The organism is bacterium, assembly GCA_037131655.1.
Taxonomy (GTDB): domain Bacteria; phylum Armatimonadota; class Fimbriimonadia; order Fimbriimonadales; family JBAXQP01; genus JBAXQP01.
Map to the genome: position 1 here is coordinate 1 of JBAXQP010000031.1, position 14,743 is coordinate 14,743.

At 47.7% G+C, this 14,743-nt stretch carries 18 protein-coding genes and 2 tRNA genes; 6 read left to right on the forward strand and 14 right to left on the reverse strand.

All coding sequences use genetic code 11. The annotated features are described in order from the left end of the window. From pstB to WCO51_02680, 4 genes are all read right to left on the reverse strand, one after another. A partial coding sequence (gene pstB / locus WCO51_02665; GenBank protein MEI6512160.1) for a phosphate ABC transporter ATP-binding protein PstB occupies nt 1-776 on the reverse strand: 776 nt, incomplete at its 3' end. Then, a complete protein-coding gene (pstA, locus tag WCO51_02670; protein MEI6512161.1) occupies nt 770-1,759 on the reverse strand; it encodes a phosphate ABC transporter permease PstA in 990 nt (329 codons plus the stop codon). The genes pstB and pstA, both read right to left, overlap by 7 nt. Beyond that, complete coding sequence (pstC, locus tag WCO51_02675) at nt 1,759-2,703, reverse strand: phosphate ABC transporter permease subunit PstC (protein ID MEI6512162.1); 945 nt, start codon at nt 2,701-2,703, stop codon at nt 1,759-1,761. Before pstC ends, pstA begins: the two co-directional genes overlap by 1 nt. Next, nucleotides 2,684-3,556, reverse strand: coding sequence for a PstS family phosphate ABC transporter substrate-binding protein (locus WCO51_02680; GenBank protein MEI6512163.1), 873 nt, complete (start codon nt 3,554-3,556; stop codon nt 2,684-2,686). Before WCO51_02680 ends, pstC begins: the two co-directional genes overlap by 20 nt. Before the next feature lie 245 nt (nt 3,557-3,801). On the opposite strand from WCO51_02680, the gene WCO51_02685 reads away from it, so the two are divergent. The 4 genes from WCO51_02685 to WCO51_02700 all read left to right on the forward strand — a co-directional run bounded on the left by WCO51_02685 (nt 3,802) and on the right by WCO51_02700 (nt 6,325). Continuing rightward, the gene (locus WCO51_02685; protein ID MEI6512164.1) at nt 3,802-4,410 is read left to right on the forward strand and encodes an SGNH/GDSL hydrolase family protein; all 609 of its coding nucleotides are present in this window, start codon (nt 3,802-3,804) and stop codon (nt 4,408-4,410) included. A gap of 16 nt (nt 4,411-4,426) precedes the next feature. Next, complete coding sequence (locus WCO51_02690) at nt 4,427-4,843, forward strand: VOC family protein (protein MEI6512165.1); 417 nt, start codon at nt 4,427-4,429, stop codon at nt 4,841-4,843. 337 nt (nt 4,844-5,180) lie between these two features. Continuing rightward, nucleotides 5,181-5,420, forward strand: coding sequence for an NIL domain-containing protein (locus tag WCO51_02695; protein MEI6512166.1), 240 nt, complete (start codon nt 5,181-5,183; stop codon nt 5,418-5,420). 17 nt (nt 5,421-5,437) lie between these two features. After that, nucleotides 5,438-6,325, forward strand: coding sequence for an acetylxylan esterase (locus WCO51_02700; GenBank protein MEI6512167.1), 888 nt, complete (start codon nt 5,438-5,440; stop codon nt 6,323-6,325). 30 nt (nt 6,326-6,355) lie between these two features. Here WCO51_02700 and WCO51_02705 read toward each other — a convergent pair whose 3' ends face one another. Together WCO51_02705 and WCO51_02710 are read right to left on the reverse strand one after the other, a co-directional pair. Further along, a complete protein-coding gene (locus WCO51_02705; protein MEI6512168.1) occupies nt 6,356-7,723 on the reverse strand; it encodes a zf-HC2 domain-containing protein in 1,368 nt (455 codons plus the stop codon). Beyond that, on the reverse strand, nt 7,713-8,267 hold the full coding sequence (locus tag WCO51_02710) for a sigma-70 family RNA polymerase sigma factor (GenBank protein MEI6512169.1): 555 nt from the start codon (nt 8,265-8,267) through the stop codon (nt 7,713-7,715). Before WCO51_02710 ends, WCO51_02705 begins: the two co-directional genes overlap by 11 nt. 162 nt (nt 8,268-8,429) lie before the next feature. Here WCO51_02710 and WCO51_02715 point away from each other — a divergent pair. Then, nucleotides 8,430-8,502: transfer RNA gene (locus WCO51_02715), tRNA-Ala, on the forward strand. Nucleotides 8,503-8,819: 317 nt separating this feature from the next. Further along, nucleotides 8,820-8,891, forward strand: a tRNA-Val gene (locus WCO51_02720). Nucleotides 8,892-8,923: 32 nt separating this feature from the next. Here the strand turns inward: WCO51_02720 and WCO51_02725 are convergent. The 8 genes from WCO51_02725 to WCO51_02760 all read right to left on the reverse strand — a co-directional run bounded on the left by WCO51_02725 (nt 8,924) and on the right by WCO51_02760 (nt 14,579). Next, on the reverse strand, nt 8,924-9,253 hold the full coding sequence (locus WCO51_02725; protein MEI6512170.1) for a DUF5615 family PIN-like protein: 330 nt from the start codon (nt 9,251-9,253) through the stop codon (nt 8,924-8,926). Then, on the reverse strand, nt 9,231-9,494 hold the full coding sequence (locus WCO51_02730) for a hypothetical protein (GenBank protein MEI6512171.1): 264 nt from the start codon (nt 9,492-9,494) through the stop codon (nt 9,231-9,233). Before WCO51_02730 ends, WCO51_02725 begins: the two co-directional genes overlap by 23 nt. 433 nt (nt 9,495-9,927) lie before the next feature. After that, nucleotides 9,928-11,028, reverse strand: coding sequence for a hypothetical protein (locus tag WCO51_02735; GenBank protein ID MEI6512172.1), 1,101 nt, complete (start codon nt 11,026-11,028; stop codon nt 9,928-9,930). 1 nt (nt 11,029) lies between these two features. After that, the gene (gene mutL / locus WCO51_02740) at nt 11,030-12,829 is read right to left on the reverse strand and encodes a DNA mismatch repair endonuclease MutL (GenBank protein MEI6512173.1); all 1,800 of its coding nucleotides are present in this window, start codon (nt 12,827-12,829) and stop codon (nt 11,030-11,032) included. A 99-nt stretch (nt 12,830-12,928) separates the two neighbouring features. Further along, the gene (locus WCO51_02745; protein MEI6512174.1) at nt 12,929-13,492 is read right to left on the reverse strand and encodes a hypothetical protein; all 564 of its coding nucleotides are present in this window, start codon (nt 13,490-13,492) and stop codon (nt 12,929-12,931) included. Nucleotides 13,493-13,494: 2 nt separating this feature from the next. After that, on the reverse strand, nt 13,495-13,860 hold the full coding sequence (locus WCO51_02750; protein MEI6512175.1) for a DUF1844 domain-containing protein: 366 nt from the start codon (nt 13,858-13,860) through the stop codon (nt 13,495-13,497). Nucleotides 13,861-14,029: 169 nt separating this feature from the next. After that, nucleotides 14,030-14,218 carry a hypothetical protein gene (locus tag WCO51_02755; GenBank protein MEI6512176.1) on the reverse strand — a complete coding sequence of 63 codons (189 nt, stop codon included), beginning with the start codon at nt 14,216-14,218 and terminating at the stop codon, nt 14,030-14,032. 220 nt (nt 14,219-14,438) lie between these two features. Then, nucleotides 14,439-14,579: a DUF5679 domain-containing protein gene (locus tag WCO51_02760; GenBank protein MEI6512177.1), complete on the reverse strand. Its 141-nt coding sequence runs from the start codon at nt 14,577-14,579 to the stop codon at nt 14,439-14,441. Nucleotides 14,580-14,743: the final 164 nt, after the last annotated feature.

Here is a 14,743-nt window from a genome sequence, read left to right on the forward strand (position 1 = left end):
CTTCCCCGGATATAGTTCTCAGTCTGCGGGTGGGTGGGGGTTTGGAATAGTTTGGCGGTTTCTTCGTATTCCATGACCTCGCCTATCATGAAGAAGGCGGTGTAGTCGGAGATGCGGGCGGCTTGGGAGAGACTGTGGGTGACGATTACGATTGTGTAACTGGCCTTCAGAGTGTCCAATAGCTCCTCGATGCGGTAGGTGGCGGTTGGATCGAGGGAGGCGGTTGGTTCGTCCATTAAAATAACATCGGGTTCAACTGCTAAGACTCTAGCGATGCACAATCGCTGCTGCTGGCCGCCGGAAAGGGCTAGGGCGGATTGCCACAACTTATCCTTGACCTCTTCCCATAAAAACGCTTGAGACAACGCTTGACGGACAATTTCATCGAGCTGCTCACGATTTTTCACCCCATGAATTCGCGGACCGAATGCGACGTTTTCGTAAATTGACTTCGGGAATGGGTTTGGACGCTGAAAAACCATCCCCACTTTTCGCCTAAGCGCAACCACATCGATATTTGGCGAGTTGATTTCAGCGTTATCCAGAAATAGATTCCCCTCCATCCTTGTGTCAGGAATGAGGTCGTTCATACGGTTGATGCAACGTAAAAAAGTACTCTTTCCACAGCCGGAAGGCCCTATGAGCGCAGTTATGTTATTAGCAATAACTGACATATTAATGTGCTTCAGCGCTTGAAAATCGCCGTAATAAAAACTCAAATCCTCCGCAAGCACACGCGCGTTTGGGGGTGAAATCACGTGAGCAGCTTCTACCATTGCTGCTTCCTCCTATAATAAGAACGAATTATCAAAGCCGAAGCATTAAAGGCTAATACGATTGTAACCAGTACAACCGCAGTTCGCCACTTGAGATCATCGGGCGCGCCTGGGAGGAACAACGCAACCATATAAAGGTGATATGGCAGCGCCATTACCGGTTGCGCGACATCAAATATCCCCGGGATGCGCGTTTGGTCCAAAACCGCAGCAGTAAAAAGAATTGGCGCTGTCTCACCTGCTGCACGGCCAACAGCTAATACCAATCCCGTTAGAATTCCTGGCAGGGCGCTTGGAAGCACTGCCCGCCAAAGCGTTTGCCACTTGGTCGCCCCTAATCCTAACGATGCCTCTCGAAATGAGATCGGCACTGCCCGAAGCGCATTCTCGGTGGTCGTGATAATAAGCGGAAGTACCATTATTGCAAGCGTTAAAGCTCCCGCAATTACTGATTTGCCAAAGCCAAAAAGAGTGATGTTGAACGGTAGCGCGATCCCGATAACAAAAAGCGATAAGCCAAAGAGTCCAAAAATAATCGAGGGCACGCCGGATAGGTTCACTACTGCCAAGCGAATTGACCGAGTCCAAAACCCCTGCGATGCGTATTCATTTAGATATATCGCTGCAAGCACTCCGAGCGGTAATGAGATAGTGACCGTTCCGATAACCAGATAAACCGTTCCAACCACTGCCGGCCAGATACCGCCCGCTGTCAGGTTTTTCTCCGGCAAGCTCGTTATGAAGTTCCACGAAAGTCCAGTAATCCCTTTATAGAGCAAATATCCAACCAACAGCACGATTGGAGCAATAATACAATAGGTGAGAAAGGTCAGCAGCGCAAACACTATCTTTTCCGTTCGTTCACGACGTTTTTGACGATCCTCATTTGATGGATCCATTAGGCGAGGCGTCTCGTTACCTGTTGGGTTTGGCATATCTGCATCGGATGTTATTTGAAGGGGTGATTCAATTAGTCCGCGCATTACTTCCCCCCCTTCCGCCGAACTAAACGATCGGCAGTGAAGTTGACCCCAAAAGTTATCAGGAAAAGGAATAGGCCAATAACGAATAGCGCTGAATAGTGAGCGCCTCCTTGTGCAGTTTCTCCCGCTTCGGCGGCAATAGCAGCGGTCATTGTACGAACCGGTTGGAAGATACCCCACCAACCTTCAGGTATCTGTGGTGAGTTCCCCGCCACCATCAACACCACCATCGTTTCGCCAATCGCGCGTCCCACACCAAGCATTACCGCGGCAACAATTCCTGATAACGAAGCCGGTAAGGTAATGCGCACTAATGTTTCCAATCGGGTAGCGCCTAAAGCTAAAGCGCCTTCCTGATAGTCACGCGGAACTGCCCGAATCGCATCCTCAGCAACCGAAACAATCGTTGGTAATGCCATAAACGCCAGCATAATCCCCGCTGCTAATGCCGACATACTGGAACTCATCTGAAGGATATTCCCGTGGCCTTGTGAGAAGCGAAAAAGCGCAGGCCCGATAAGCGCTAAGCCGATAAACCCCACGACTACCGAAGGAATGGCCGCGATTAATTCAATAACGGGCTTTAAAATCTCACGAACACGCACAGGGGCTATCGCGCCTACATAAACTGCTGCAATCACTCCCAACGGCAAAGCAATCGCAATCGCCAACGCAGTCACAACCAAAGTCCCTGCAATAAGAGGAGCGCCGCCAAATTTATCCGCCGTCGGCGACCAGGTAGTGCCGAATAGTATCTCACGCAAACTATAGTGGTAAGTTGTGAAGAAAGGAAGCGAATCACGCAGCAAAAATACGAATATAAGTACGATAATGGCTATCGAGAAGCCACCGGCTATATAGATAAGCTTCTCGATTAGCCATTCGTACCAATATCGTGCGTTCCAGAATCCTTTTTTTGCTAAATCAGCGTTTGAGAGGGACATACCCCGCCGTCTCTACAAGTTTTTGGCCTTCTTGTGAAAGTCCGAATTCGATGAATTGTGCGGCAGCGCCAGTCGGGTTACCACGAGTGTACATAAACAGAGGTCGAGACAAGACATACTCTCTGGATTGGATTGTGGCAATGCTTGGAGTGATCGCCGGGCTGTTGGTGTCCTTCGCTATGTTCAACACCTTTAGCTCCGGTTTGTTCTCGAAATATGCAAGACCGCCATAAGCGATCGCCTTTTCATTGTTCGACAATTCCTGAACCTCAGCAGTGGTGGACTGCTGGAACAAAGTGCCTTTGGCGAATTCCTGCTTTTTCAGAACATGATCTTTAAAAAAGTCGTGTGTCCCTGAGGACGAATCACGGGATATTAGAACGATTTGGCCGGGGTTTCCTCCAACATCCTTCCAATCCTTGATCTTACCTAAATAGATATTGCGAAGCTGCTCGACCGTGAGCTGTTTGACAGGATTCTTCGAGTTCACAGCAATTGCAATCCCGTCTAAGGCGATTTGAGTTGGAAACGGATCAAAGCCTTTCGATTTCGCTTGGGCAGCTTCTTCTGGCTTCATTTCGCGTGAAGCGTTACAAATATCAGCAGTTCCGTCAATTAAGGCTTTAACACCAGTGCCCGTGCCTGAGCCGCCAACGGTGATGTTGACATCCGTATGCAGTTTGTTAAAGGCGTCTTTCCATCCCTGAGCAATCGGCTGAACAGTGTTCGATCCTTCGATTTTCAGTGAATTACTACTTCCTGCCGAACCGGTACTTGTAGTCGATCGGCATCCTGAGATAGAGACTAGCGCCAATACAGCAGCTATTCCCCATACAACCCAGTGTTTACTCATTGCTTCCCCCTTTAGAATTGCCAGCATCATATTGATTTTAACAGCCAATTGTTAAGGGAATGTTAAGAAATGGATATTTTCTTGTTAAACTCTTCCGTTTTCGCTTTTTGCATTAGTCAGGTGCAATTGCCCTTGGATAGCTACTTGAGTTGAGAAGGTTTTATACATCCTTTGATATGCTTCTCTCTGGTACAATTTTACTAGTATCTAATTTGCTAATTTTAGCTTTGGGAGGAAGAATAAGTATGCTCGTTATTCCCAATAATGCAGTTGTACTGTTTCAGGGCGATAGCATCACTGACGTGGGACGCAACCGTGAGGAATCAACCGATCTCGGCTCAGGATATGTCATGATGGCTGCATCGTGGTTCAATGCCACGCACCCCAAGAAGCATGTTAAGTTTCTTAATAGAGGTGTCAGCGGAGACGTGGCAACCGGTTTAAGAGCCAGATGGCAGGAAGACTGCCTCGACCTCAAACCAACTATTGTATCGATTATGATTGGCATTAATGATTGTTTTTTGGGGGTTGAAAATGCGGTTTATGAAGAAGCTTACCGTTCGATTTTGACCGACACCAGCGAAAAGCTTAATGCTGAATTGATTTTGATTGAACCATTTGGGGTTCCTGCCAGTATCAACCCAACCCCACGGCCGGATCTCGACATCAAAATTAACATTGTTCGAAAACTTGCCCGCGAATTTAAAGCCACATTGATCCCAATGGATGGCATTTTCGCCAAGGCGTCAACCTTACGCGAGCCTGATTTCTGGGCTCCGGATTCTGTGCACCCAACATCTGCCGGTCATGCATTAATGGCCCGCGCCTGGCTCGAAGCCGTCGGCGCACTTTAATATATAGGAGATAACTATGGATAGCAATCATGTAAAGGGACCCGGATTTCATCATCTAATGATGCGCGTTACCGAATTCGATAAAGTCGTTAAATTTTACAACGAAATAGGCTTGAAAACCGCCTACACTATGGGCGAAGGCGAAGGCCGAGGTGTCTTACTCGATACCGGCGAAGGCAATTATATCGAGATTTTCGCAGGTGGAACTCGTGCCCCAGGCGAAGATCCACCCGAAGGCGCCGTCATCCACTTCGCGTTGCGAGTGCCTAACACCGATGAAGCTTATAACAAAGCCCTCGCTGCCGGAGCTATCTCAGAAAAGGAACCCATCGACGTCACCCTACAAGGCAATCCTCCGGTTCCTGTCCGAATTGCCTTCTGCAAAGGCTTCAACGGCGAAATAATCGAGTTCTTCCAGAACGAAACCCTGTAAGTTGCAAAAATGGCTTCGGCAGCTTTCCTGCCGAAGCCATTTTTGTTCTTTAGCTTGTAGTGGCAGGGTAAGCCCTGCCCTCTGGAGAGCGTAGCAAGCTACGCCCCTACAAAAAGATAATCCACTTCCCTAAGTAGGCCGTCAGGCCATATCGATGGGCGGTTATATTAATAAGTCCTCCAAAGCCCTTAGGCTAGGAGGAGGTTTCTTCGGCACATACCGCCTCGAAATGACACTAAATGGTATTGCCTTTAGCCCTGAGTACCATACAAGGTACAATAGTGCTTGAAAGACACCGACGGCAGGTGAGTACTTCTAGGGAAGCTTGGAGAACATCGTGAAGAAAATTCATGTTAACATTACCGCAACGAAAGATCAGTCTCATATTCCAATTTTGTGGCGATTGGGACACGAATTCGATGTCATCGTTAACATTCTTAAAGCCAATATCGACGAGGATTTCGCATGGGTAATGGTCGAGTTGGAAGGGCCATTGGCGGAAATCCAGCGCTCTATTGCCTGGCTCCAAACAACAGGGGTCATCGTCGATCCTATTGAACGCTCTGTATCCGAATGAGACCCCATCAAGAAGTTTTGACTGCACCTTACGCGCCTCCTGACTTCCAGACGTTCTGGGAAAGAACCGCTTGGTCTCACACCAGCGTGTCGTTAAATATTGAACGTACCCACCAAACTTTAGACGATACTTCCACCCATCGCGTTGATCGCATATCATTCTTCGGCGGCGGGGGAAAAAGAATTCACGGCTGGTTCGGCGTCCCAAAAGATGAAATTCCTTTGTTCGGCGGGCTATTATGTCTTCCGGTCTATGGATGGGAAGCCCAACCAATCGATTTCAACTCCACGCTTCCCGGCTTTGCAACATTATCTTTGAACCTTCACGGCTACCCGCCCGATTATATACGTGATTATGAATACGGTGACGGCTATATGGCGCGTGGAATTGAGTCTCGAGATTCTTACATCTTCCGTGACATCACCATTACTGCTCTTCGCGCGCTCGATGTATTAGCAGAACAGGTTGAGGTCGATAACAATCGCCTGGTGGCAGGAGGAATGAGTCAGGGAGGCGGCCTGGTATTCTGGCTCAGCGCCCTCACCAATCGGCTAAAAGCCGTCTACGCTGACATGCCTTTTTATGCCGACCACCGCGAATATTTCCGCCGTCAAGTTCGTTATCCCTATAAAGAGATTTTCGATTATATCCAAACCCATCCGTCCACTGAAGTCGAAATTCGACAAACCCTAGCCTACTACGACACCCTCAACTTCGCCCCGCACACTCGTTGTCCTGTCCAAGTTAGCTACGGCAAAAAAGACCCCAAAGTCCGCCCTATCGGTGTCCAAAGCATTTACTCAGCCCTCCCCGAACCAAAGAACCTAATCGTCTACGAAAACGGCCACGACTGGGACCCCAAAATGCCCGAAAACAACTTGGCTTGGTTGAAGAAGATATATTAGCGGAAAGAATCGAAGCGCGAGGCGCTATAGCTACTTCTGGCGAGATTGACGAAGAGTAACACGGACAGTCACAAACATGATTTTCTGGCCCTTTTTTACTTCCGCCTTATTCTTGGCAGCCCGCTGATTGCTATTTTTCGTTACTTGACTAGCAAGAGCTTGAGAAGGAGCATTACCTGATTTGACAGCCTGGCTATCTTTAGCTTGAACTTGTTCAGCTTGAGTTGTATAATTCTGAGTAACCTGCCGGTCCTGGACAATATCGTTTTTATTAACAACCGCGCCGAGTTTGGTGATCTGAGAGAGCGTTTTATTAAGATCAAAGACAGGCACTCTGAGCACTATTACGTTCACTAAGTTCTGATTCTGAACATTGGTATCGGATTGCCGTGTGTTGTTATAGGAAACAGACGTGTTCATCGTTTTCAAGGCTTGAGCATCTAAAGCTCTAATCGAAGCAGCCGCCTCGATCGGATTGCTTACTTCTAAGATAATATCAACTTGTTTAGGTACCGATTGCTGGGTCGACGCATTATTCGCTAAGACTTGGCTTCTTAACTTACCGTTAAGCTGATCTGAAGGCTTACTATCCGAAGAATTGTTTGAGGTATCAACCCAAGAAGGAGCCGCCCCACCTCCGCTCGCGTATTGATCTTTTTCCGCTAAAACTTTAACAGGTACTGCGGTTTCTAAGCTTCCTGCTTCAGGTGCTAATGCGCCGACAGATGGTGGAGCAGGAGTTAATGCTAAAGCGTTTTTTTCATCTTTATTAATCCACCTTGCGTCATCATTGCGCAAGATTGGTATTGAATAGTTTCTTTTTGTCCTTAATGTTGGCTGGTTCAAACCACCACCATCAAACAGCCCTTCAGCGTCCGCTATTTCGGTGGTTGAAGGAGAAGCGAGCGCATCCTTTCTCAGAGCCGAACTACCGAGACTGCCTTTTCGCGCAGACTCTGGCAGAGACAATGATGGCGCTTCACCAATCGCACTCGGGCTGCCAATCATTACCGGCTGCACACTTCGATGGCTTATGGTATTTCGGAAAACTGGATATATGACCAACGCGACTAGAGCGATAACTGCTGTAGCTGCAATGAGTTCGAATGGCTGGAAACTTCTGCGTATAGGAACAGGCGCTTCAGCTTTGTCGATCTTGCCCATCTGAACCTGCAAATGCTCTTGGCGAAGTCGTTCTAATATCTGGTCGCGAAGAAGAGGGGCTGCCTTTGGCTCTTCGACATTCCTTACCTGAGAAGAAAGCCACTGCAGCTCCTCCAACTCCTGCTTGCAAGAATTGCAGTCTACAAGATGCATTTCTATACGGCGAGTGAATCGGGGGTCCAACTCACCGTCAAGATAGGCTTTAATATTCAGTCTTAGCTTCTCATGTCTCATTATACGTTGCCTCCGCAACCGTATCCTTGAGCGATCGACGCAACAACTTGAACGCATGGAACAACCGCGACTTCACGGTTCCTATCGGGATTTGCATCGTCTCCGCAATCTCGCGATAGGTTAGCCCGTGCAACTCATGCAGGATGACCGGCAATCGGTGCGCCTCATCCAACTCGTCAAGGGCTTGTTCGACACGTTCCTGACCAAGTAGACGCAGCGCTTGCTTTTCAACATCATATCGGTCATCAGCCACTTCAAAATCATCCAATAGACTGACCTCTTCCGGTCGCTGCCGCCGCCTCCAAGTTAAGCAGGTATTGACGGTGACCCTATAAACCCACGTCGACAGCTTAGCCTGCCCTCGAAATGAGGTAAGGCTTTTATAGATGGCAACAAAAGTTTCCTGGGTTACATCCTCAGCATCCGACACGCCTACCATTCGGTACGCTAGTCGATAGACACGCTCCTGATACATATCCAGAAGCGCATCAAATCCAGAGTTGTCACCATCAAGAATCCGCCGAACCAGAGGTTCGTCTTCCATGTGGCTCTCTTAGTCCTATTTGTTTAGTAGCATACTTGGCGTGAAGTGTTCACGCATAATTGCGAAATTTCCAAAACGATAATACCTGAGTTTTTATCTCTGCGCGAATGGAGTGAACCTGGTTGACAGTTTCGAAGTAAGCAGGTATTCTATATCGTGCTTGGGGATATAGCTCAGCTGGGAGAGCGCTGCAATCGCACTGCAGAGGTCAGGGGTTCGAATCCCCTTATCTCCATTTTATTATATTGCGTAGTGCGTATTACGTATCCCGGATTCTTTCTTATTCTCGAAACTTCCGCCTAGCCTTATGTAGGCTTCTGGGCTGTATCGAAGGGCAGAAAAAGTTAGCAATAGTTTCAGAGGAAGTTTCCACGGGCACAAAAATCCCTCTTAACTACAAAAAAAATGCCACCTATCCGATCTGACTTCTGATTTCTGATCAATAACTTCACATCCGGAAATACGTACTACGCAATACGCACTACGTCCCAATTACCTTAGTAATTGACTCTAGCAGCCCATCATGCCATAATTCATACCGCTTCTCAAAAAGGGCGGTTGGCTCAGCGGTAGAGCGCTTCGTTCACACCGAAGAGGTCACTGGTTCAAATCCAGTACCGCCCATATAAAACAAGCCCCCTGTTCTCCAGGGGGCTTTAATAATTCCAGTTATTTAGTACTATGAACTCCCCTCCTAAGAGCACACCAGACGCCTCTCGATTGGCAATGGCTTGGACGATCTGGGCGTAGGTCATGTTCTTCTTTTGTCCCCGATCTTCATAGATTGCAAGAATGCCCTGATGAGTTGGGTTGGTCTCGTGGAAAGCCCGAAAATGATCGCAGTTACGGGTTAATAGGATTCGGGTCAGTTCCGTAGCAGTATTAATAACTAGCTCGTCCGGTAGTGCGGTTAGACCGGCTTTTCTTAACGTTGAAACAAGTACCTTGGCCTCGGTGTCTTCATCAACAAGTAGTCTTAGGCTCAACGGTCACTCCTTTGACTTCCAAACGCTGGCGCTCCTCATCGGCTTCCATGGCAATTAACGCTTGGTTTGCTTCGCAATAACTTATGGCTTCTTCTATTGCCAGCAGCGGCAGGTCCCAGTTCTCAGCGGCTTCTTCCTTGGTCATGTTGTTGGCAAGCATATCGCGCCACACAGTCGAGGCCAATAACTTTCTCCCTTTGACGTAGAGTTGGCGTCTCCATGGATCGGGGCGCTGAACCAAATAGGTCCACTGGTTGACATGTGAATTTTGAAGCTCTGGAAGTAGAAGTTCAGTCCTATTACCAGCAATATCTACCAACTGAATTAGGAAATTCTCCCGCGCTCTCATTGCTAGCGCCTCGTAGACCTTCACCGCCCGTAAGAAAACTTCCTTTTCACTTGCCATTCCAAGCATAGTCTTGAGCCTGTCAATAAGCGCTTCCTCTTCCGGTGTCACGTTGAAGTTCTGTCTTTTCAATTTGGTAGCCATCGATACCTCCCTCAGTTATGAGTATAATTTGAATATACCATACACATGCGTCATTAGGACTAATAATTTCAAATCATAAGCCAATGGGCTTCCCTCAAAGAGTACTCATCAACACCCTCACCGCCAATGAAACAGCTACGCCTAACGCGCCTATGGCTCATAGGTTGTTTCGGTTCAAAGGAAGTTATTTCGCAAACCAGAAAGCAGCGATTAGCAGACCAGTTATACCGCCCCACGCAAAGGCAGAGAGTATCTTTTCATCACGGCTGAGTTTGAAGCCACGGCGATTGACGATTAGCATAACAAATGCCATCGGTACCAACGCGGGAAGGGCTTGGAGGGGAATATCGAATATGCGCTTATCCCCAAAGTTAAGCACTACCTGAAGATAGGTCATCAGAACAATGCACATGGTGAATAGGGTCATTTTTCGGCGCAGGTCAAATTTGATCAGACACATAAAGAAGAAAGCGAGAAATAGTATATCACCGGGGCCGATGATAGCGAATATTTGCTTGAGAGGGATATAAGCGCTATCTGCAATCCCTACTTGCGGGATAGTCATCGAGACGAGCGGCAACAGGTCGGGGGCTTTTTGCATCGCCTGATTAGCCGGCCCAAGTGGGTTGAGTACCGTAAAAATATCCACTGCCGCTGCGACCGGCGCAACAGGAACCAACAAGTTCGGTTCCCTAATCAAAAACGAGAGCAAAACGCCCGCCGCAACCAACACAAACAGCAATAGTATCTTGTTGAACAATTCCAGTATGAGCTTTTCAACGATTCGTGGGGGAGGTGGCTCATCCATCACTTCCGGCAATATCAGCGCCAACGCAGGCAAGCTGTTGAGATAGAACGGCAATTCGCGTCCATGGTCGATCAATTGATTGGCAATAAAACGGTTAAACGCCAATTCTTCCAGCTTTGTCTGATACTGATTTTCAATCAATATCATCTTTTGCTGCTGCAAGATTATCCCTAAAAGAGGAAGCAGGCATCCAATCATTACGATTAATGCCACCCGCCATCGCCAACGGAACTTGACTAATTGATAAACCAAAACGATGGTAACGCAGGTAAAAAGTGGAGAGAAGATATAAGCCGAAATGCCCCATGCCCAGGTGACAGGAACCTGCAGAAACGGAACAATCGCCCTCAATCCAATATCGGCAAACAACAAAAGCGCGGCAACCCAAAACAAGCCGCCCTGCAGCGACGAGGGCTTATAAGGCTCTACCTGTTCCGTCGGCAAAGTAGTTAAGTTTTTATCCTGAAATTCATCCATTCTATATTCGCTTAAACTTCCTGTCTAAATCATCACTCGTAATTGTAATCGTGACCGGACGGCCATGAGGGCAGAGATAGGGGTTTTCAGTCTCGGCAAGTTGTCTAATCAGGGCTTCCATTTCGGCGATAGTGAGCGAATCTCCTGCTTTCACTGCTTGCTTACATGAAGCTGTAATCCAAACCTGCTCTCTTGCCGCCGGAAGCCTTCGCGCCACTGTCGCATCCACCAATTCATCGATAATATCTTTCAGCAGTTCCTCATAATTCTTCTCGGCGCTTGCCGATGGGACTGCGCGCAGGATAAAAGTGTCAGCCCCAAATGGCTCCAATTCGAAGCCAATCTGATTTAATTCTTCTAACTTCTCCCGAACCATCAAAGCAGCCCTGCGATCCACCTCAAGGGTTACAGGGGTAAGCAATCGCTGAGAATCAACCAGTGTCGCACCTTTGATTCCGCACAATTTCTCGTAAATCACCCGCTCATGCGCCACATGCTGATCGACAATTACAACGCCTTTACTAGTCTCACAAATAATATAGGTATTGCGATATTGGCCGAGAACTCGCAATCCCGGCAACAAGTCCGCAAAAGGCATCGCCCGACCTGCCGGTGATAATTGCTCGACGTTCGGATTAGTCGATTGTTCTACCAATAAGTTGTCTTCAAACGGATTGGGAGCCATAGGTCCAAACGCTCCAATAGCCGCTTGCACATTGCCCGAGTGGAAACTCTGACCGGATGGTCCAACCCACATTGGAGGCATCGGCCGCGGTGTATTTGATAGCGCATCGGGGATCATGCCATGCTTTTTTAGCGCCTCATTAACGGCTTGATGCACAGCGGCAAACACATCCCCCTCACGCGCAAATTTGACCTCGATTTTGGAGGGGTGGACATTCACATCCACCTTAGAGGGGTTCATCTCAATATGAATAAGCGCCACCGGAAATCGTCTTTCTGGTGTGAGCGAACGATAGGCTTCATCCAGTGCAGAAATAAGGGTGCGGGATTTGACAGGGCGGCGATTAACATACCATGCCTGATAAACTCGGTTCGGTCGAGTGATGTGCGGAGGCGAAATAAAACCGGTCACCTTCATTCCATGCGCTTCGGTCTCCAGTGGAGCCAACGAGCGCGCCGTATCTTTGCCCCAAACAGCCGACACTGCCCCAATCGCATCCCCCGCCCCAGGACTGACCAATATCTCCTGATTGCCCTGCTGAAGCCTGAATGAAACCTCGGGATAACCCATCGCATACTTGGCAACCAATTCAACAATATAGGACAACTCGGTCGCAGGCGATTTCATGAACTTTAATCGAGCCGGAGTGTTATAAAAGAGGTCATGAACAGTAAGACTCGTCCCATCAGCCGCCCCAACTTCTGACGACTCGATAATATCCCCACCCTGAACCACGATTTTATGTCCGGCAACTTCGTTCGCAGATTTAGTCACTAGCTCTAGATGAGAAACTGAAGCGATACTGGGCAGTCCTTCACCGCGAAAACCTAAAGTATGAATATCGAAAAGATCATCCGCATGAGCAATTTTTGATGTAGCATGTCGCTGCAAAGCAAGGATTGCATCCTGACCATTCATGCCAAGGCCGTCGTCTACCACCCGAATGAGTTTACGACCACCCAATTCCACCTGGACAACAATCCGTTTAGCGCCTGCATCAAGACTGTTCTCGACCAGTTCCTTCACCACAGAAGCCGGTCGTTCGACAACCTCTCCTGCGGCAATTCGGTTTATTGTGTTGTCATCCAACAAGACGACATGTTTAATCGAGTCCATGAATTCCATTATACTACACGAACGTATACCATGCGGAAGCTGAAAACGGGGGGGATTTGAAGGTGAGAGATTACCCTGCAGGAGGTAAACCCTAAGTTTTTATGCTGCAAAGTTACGGCGCAAATGATCGCCGTAGCGATTAAGAGCGTCGCGAGTTCGGTAGATACGCTCGATTAAGTCGCCCTGATCGAGCTTTAACAGTTGAGTAATTGATGGAGCCACGAACAACGCTTCGAAACCGTCACTCGGCTTCCCTACGCAATTCAGCCCCAACATATCATCAGATGGATGCAGCATCAGGTGAGCGATAAGAAATGGGCGAACGTTTGGATAATTCTTAATCATCCAGTTACGCAAACGTCCGTATTGAGCTTCAAAAGCAGATGTATCTTCAAAACGAGCAGCGATGCACAACACGTCGACCAAGTCCTCGTAGTAACCATAAAATTCAACCAACCGGTCACGTTGAACTGAAAGCGAAACCGGCTCAACTAAACCAAGTCTTTTATAGATACCCGAACGTGCTATTGCATAAAATGCTAACCACCATTCCGCAGCGTCCATGGCTGCAATACGGAAACTGTTTCGAAGATGACGCGCATGATATCCCGCTAGCACGGGGGTGCGCGCGATCCCTCTCATAAGTGAAGCTATCTTTGTCATAATTACGAGCCCCCTTCCTTGGAGTTCTCCAGTTGCTTAACGAAATTAATTCTAAGGTCCTGAATCAGGCTTCGAAGCTCACGCTTCTCATTCTCTTGCAATCGGGTTTCAAGTTTCTCTACAAGCAATGCTGCGCAATCCACTGCAATGCGCGCCTGCTCTAAATCCTGCTCAACTTTTTTCGTATGCGGGTCGGGCATGAGTCCCATAGCCCGCCACGCATAGGAGGAGAACATAGCAATGGAACTGTTCAGAATGTCATACGCATTAAATGAAGGCATAATCGGGGCTTCTTCTTGCGATTCAATATTCTCTTCTTTAGAATCAGAAGCTCCCTGCGGTGCGGCCATTTTTTCGGACTCGTCCACGATATACCACCTCCCTTCTTCTCTATATTTTATCCGAATTTTTACCAGGATACAATACACCGAGAAGACACATTACAATTATTTTTTCCAGAGGGGTTAAATTTAAAATACAAAAGGACGCGTCCAATTTTTGAACACGCCCTTTTCATCGTAAAGGAGCTTTTGCGTACTAATGTTCCTCGCGGTCATTATTAGAAGAAAGAAATGATTGCTTACAATAATCCGCGAGTTTTCGTAGTGCGCTTTCCGCATCCTTGTCTCCCTCATACTGGCTCATTAAGCACAGTGTAAGAAGAGCAAACGCTTCCTCTTGCGATAGTTGCACGCCAACCGGCGGCGCAAGAATAGATGCTGGCAATACGACTCACCTCCTTTGCTACTTGGCACAAGTCATTAGACGACCAAGGAGTGAGAGGGTTTCAATAAGATCAAAGAAAATACCAAAAAGAAACAAACACTACAACGAGCGAAGATTTAAGCATTTAGGTAGTAGTGAGCGAGAAAGAAGAATCTCGGCGGTATCCATTTTCGATACCGCCGAGATGACGACACCATTAAGCAATTCAATCAATCAGACGCTATTTAACGCCGATTTTGAAAATTCGCTTGCCACATGTGGGGCAGGTACCGGTCACAGCGGCCTTGCCATTTTTCAAAGTCGTCGTGGTCGGATTGGTGATCTCACGCTTAGTGCGACATTTTAGGCAGTATCCTTCCATGCCGTCACCTCCTTTATCTAGATTAATATTACTTACTTAGACACGCATGTTAAGAATTCCTGCTTTATTAAAGAAATTTTTTAATAATTTTTATGTTTGCTACAGCTAACCTTGCGTACAAACCGCTTAATCATCAATCTAGAGCTAAAAAAACGAATTATAAG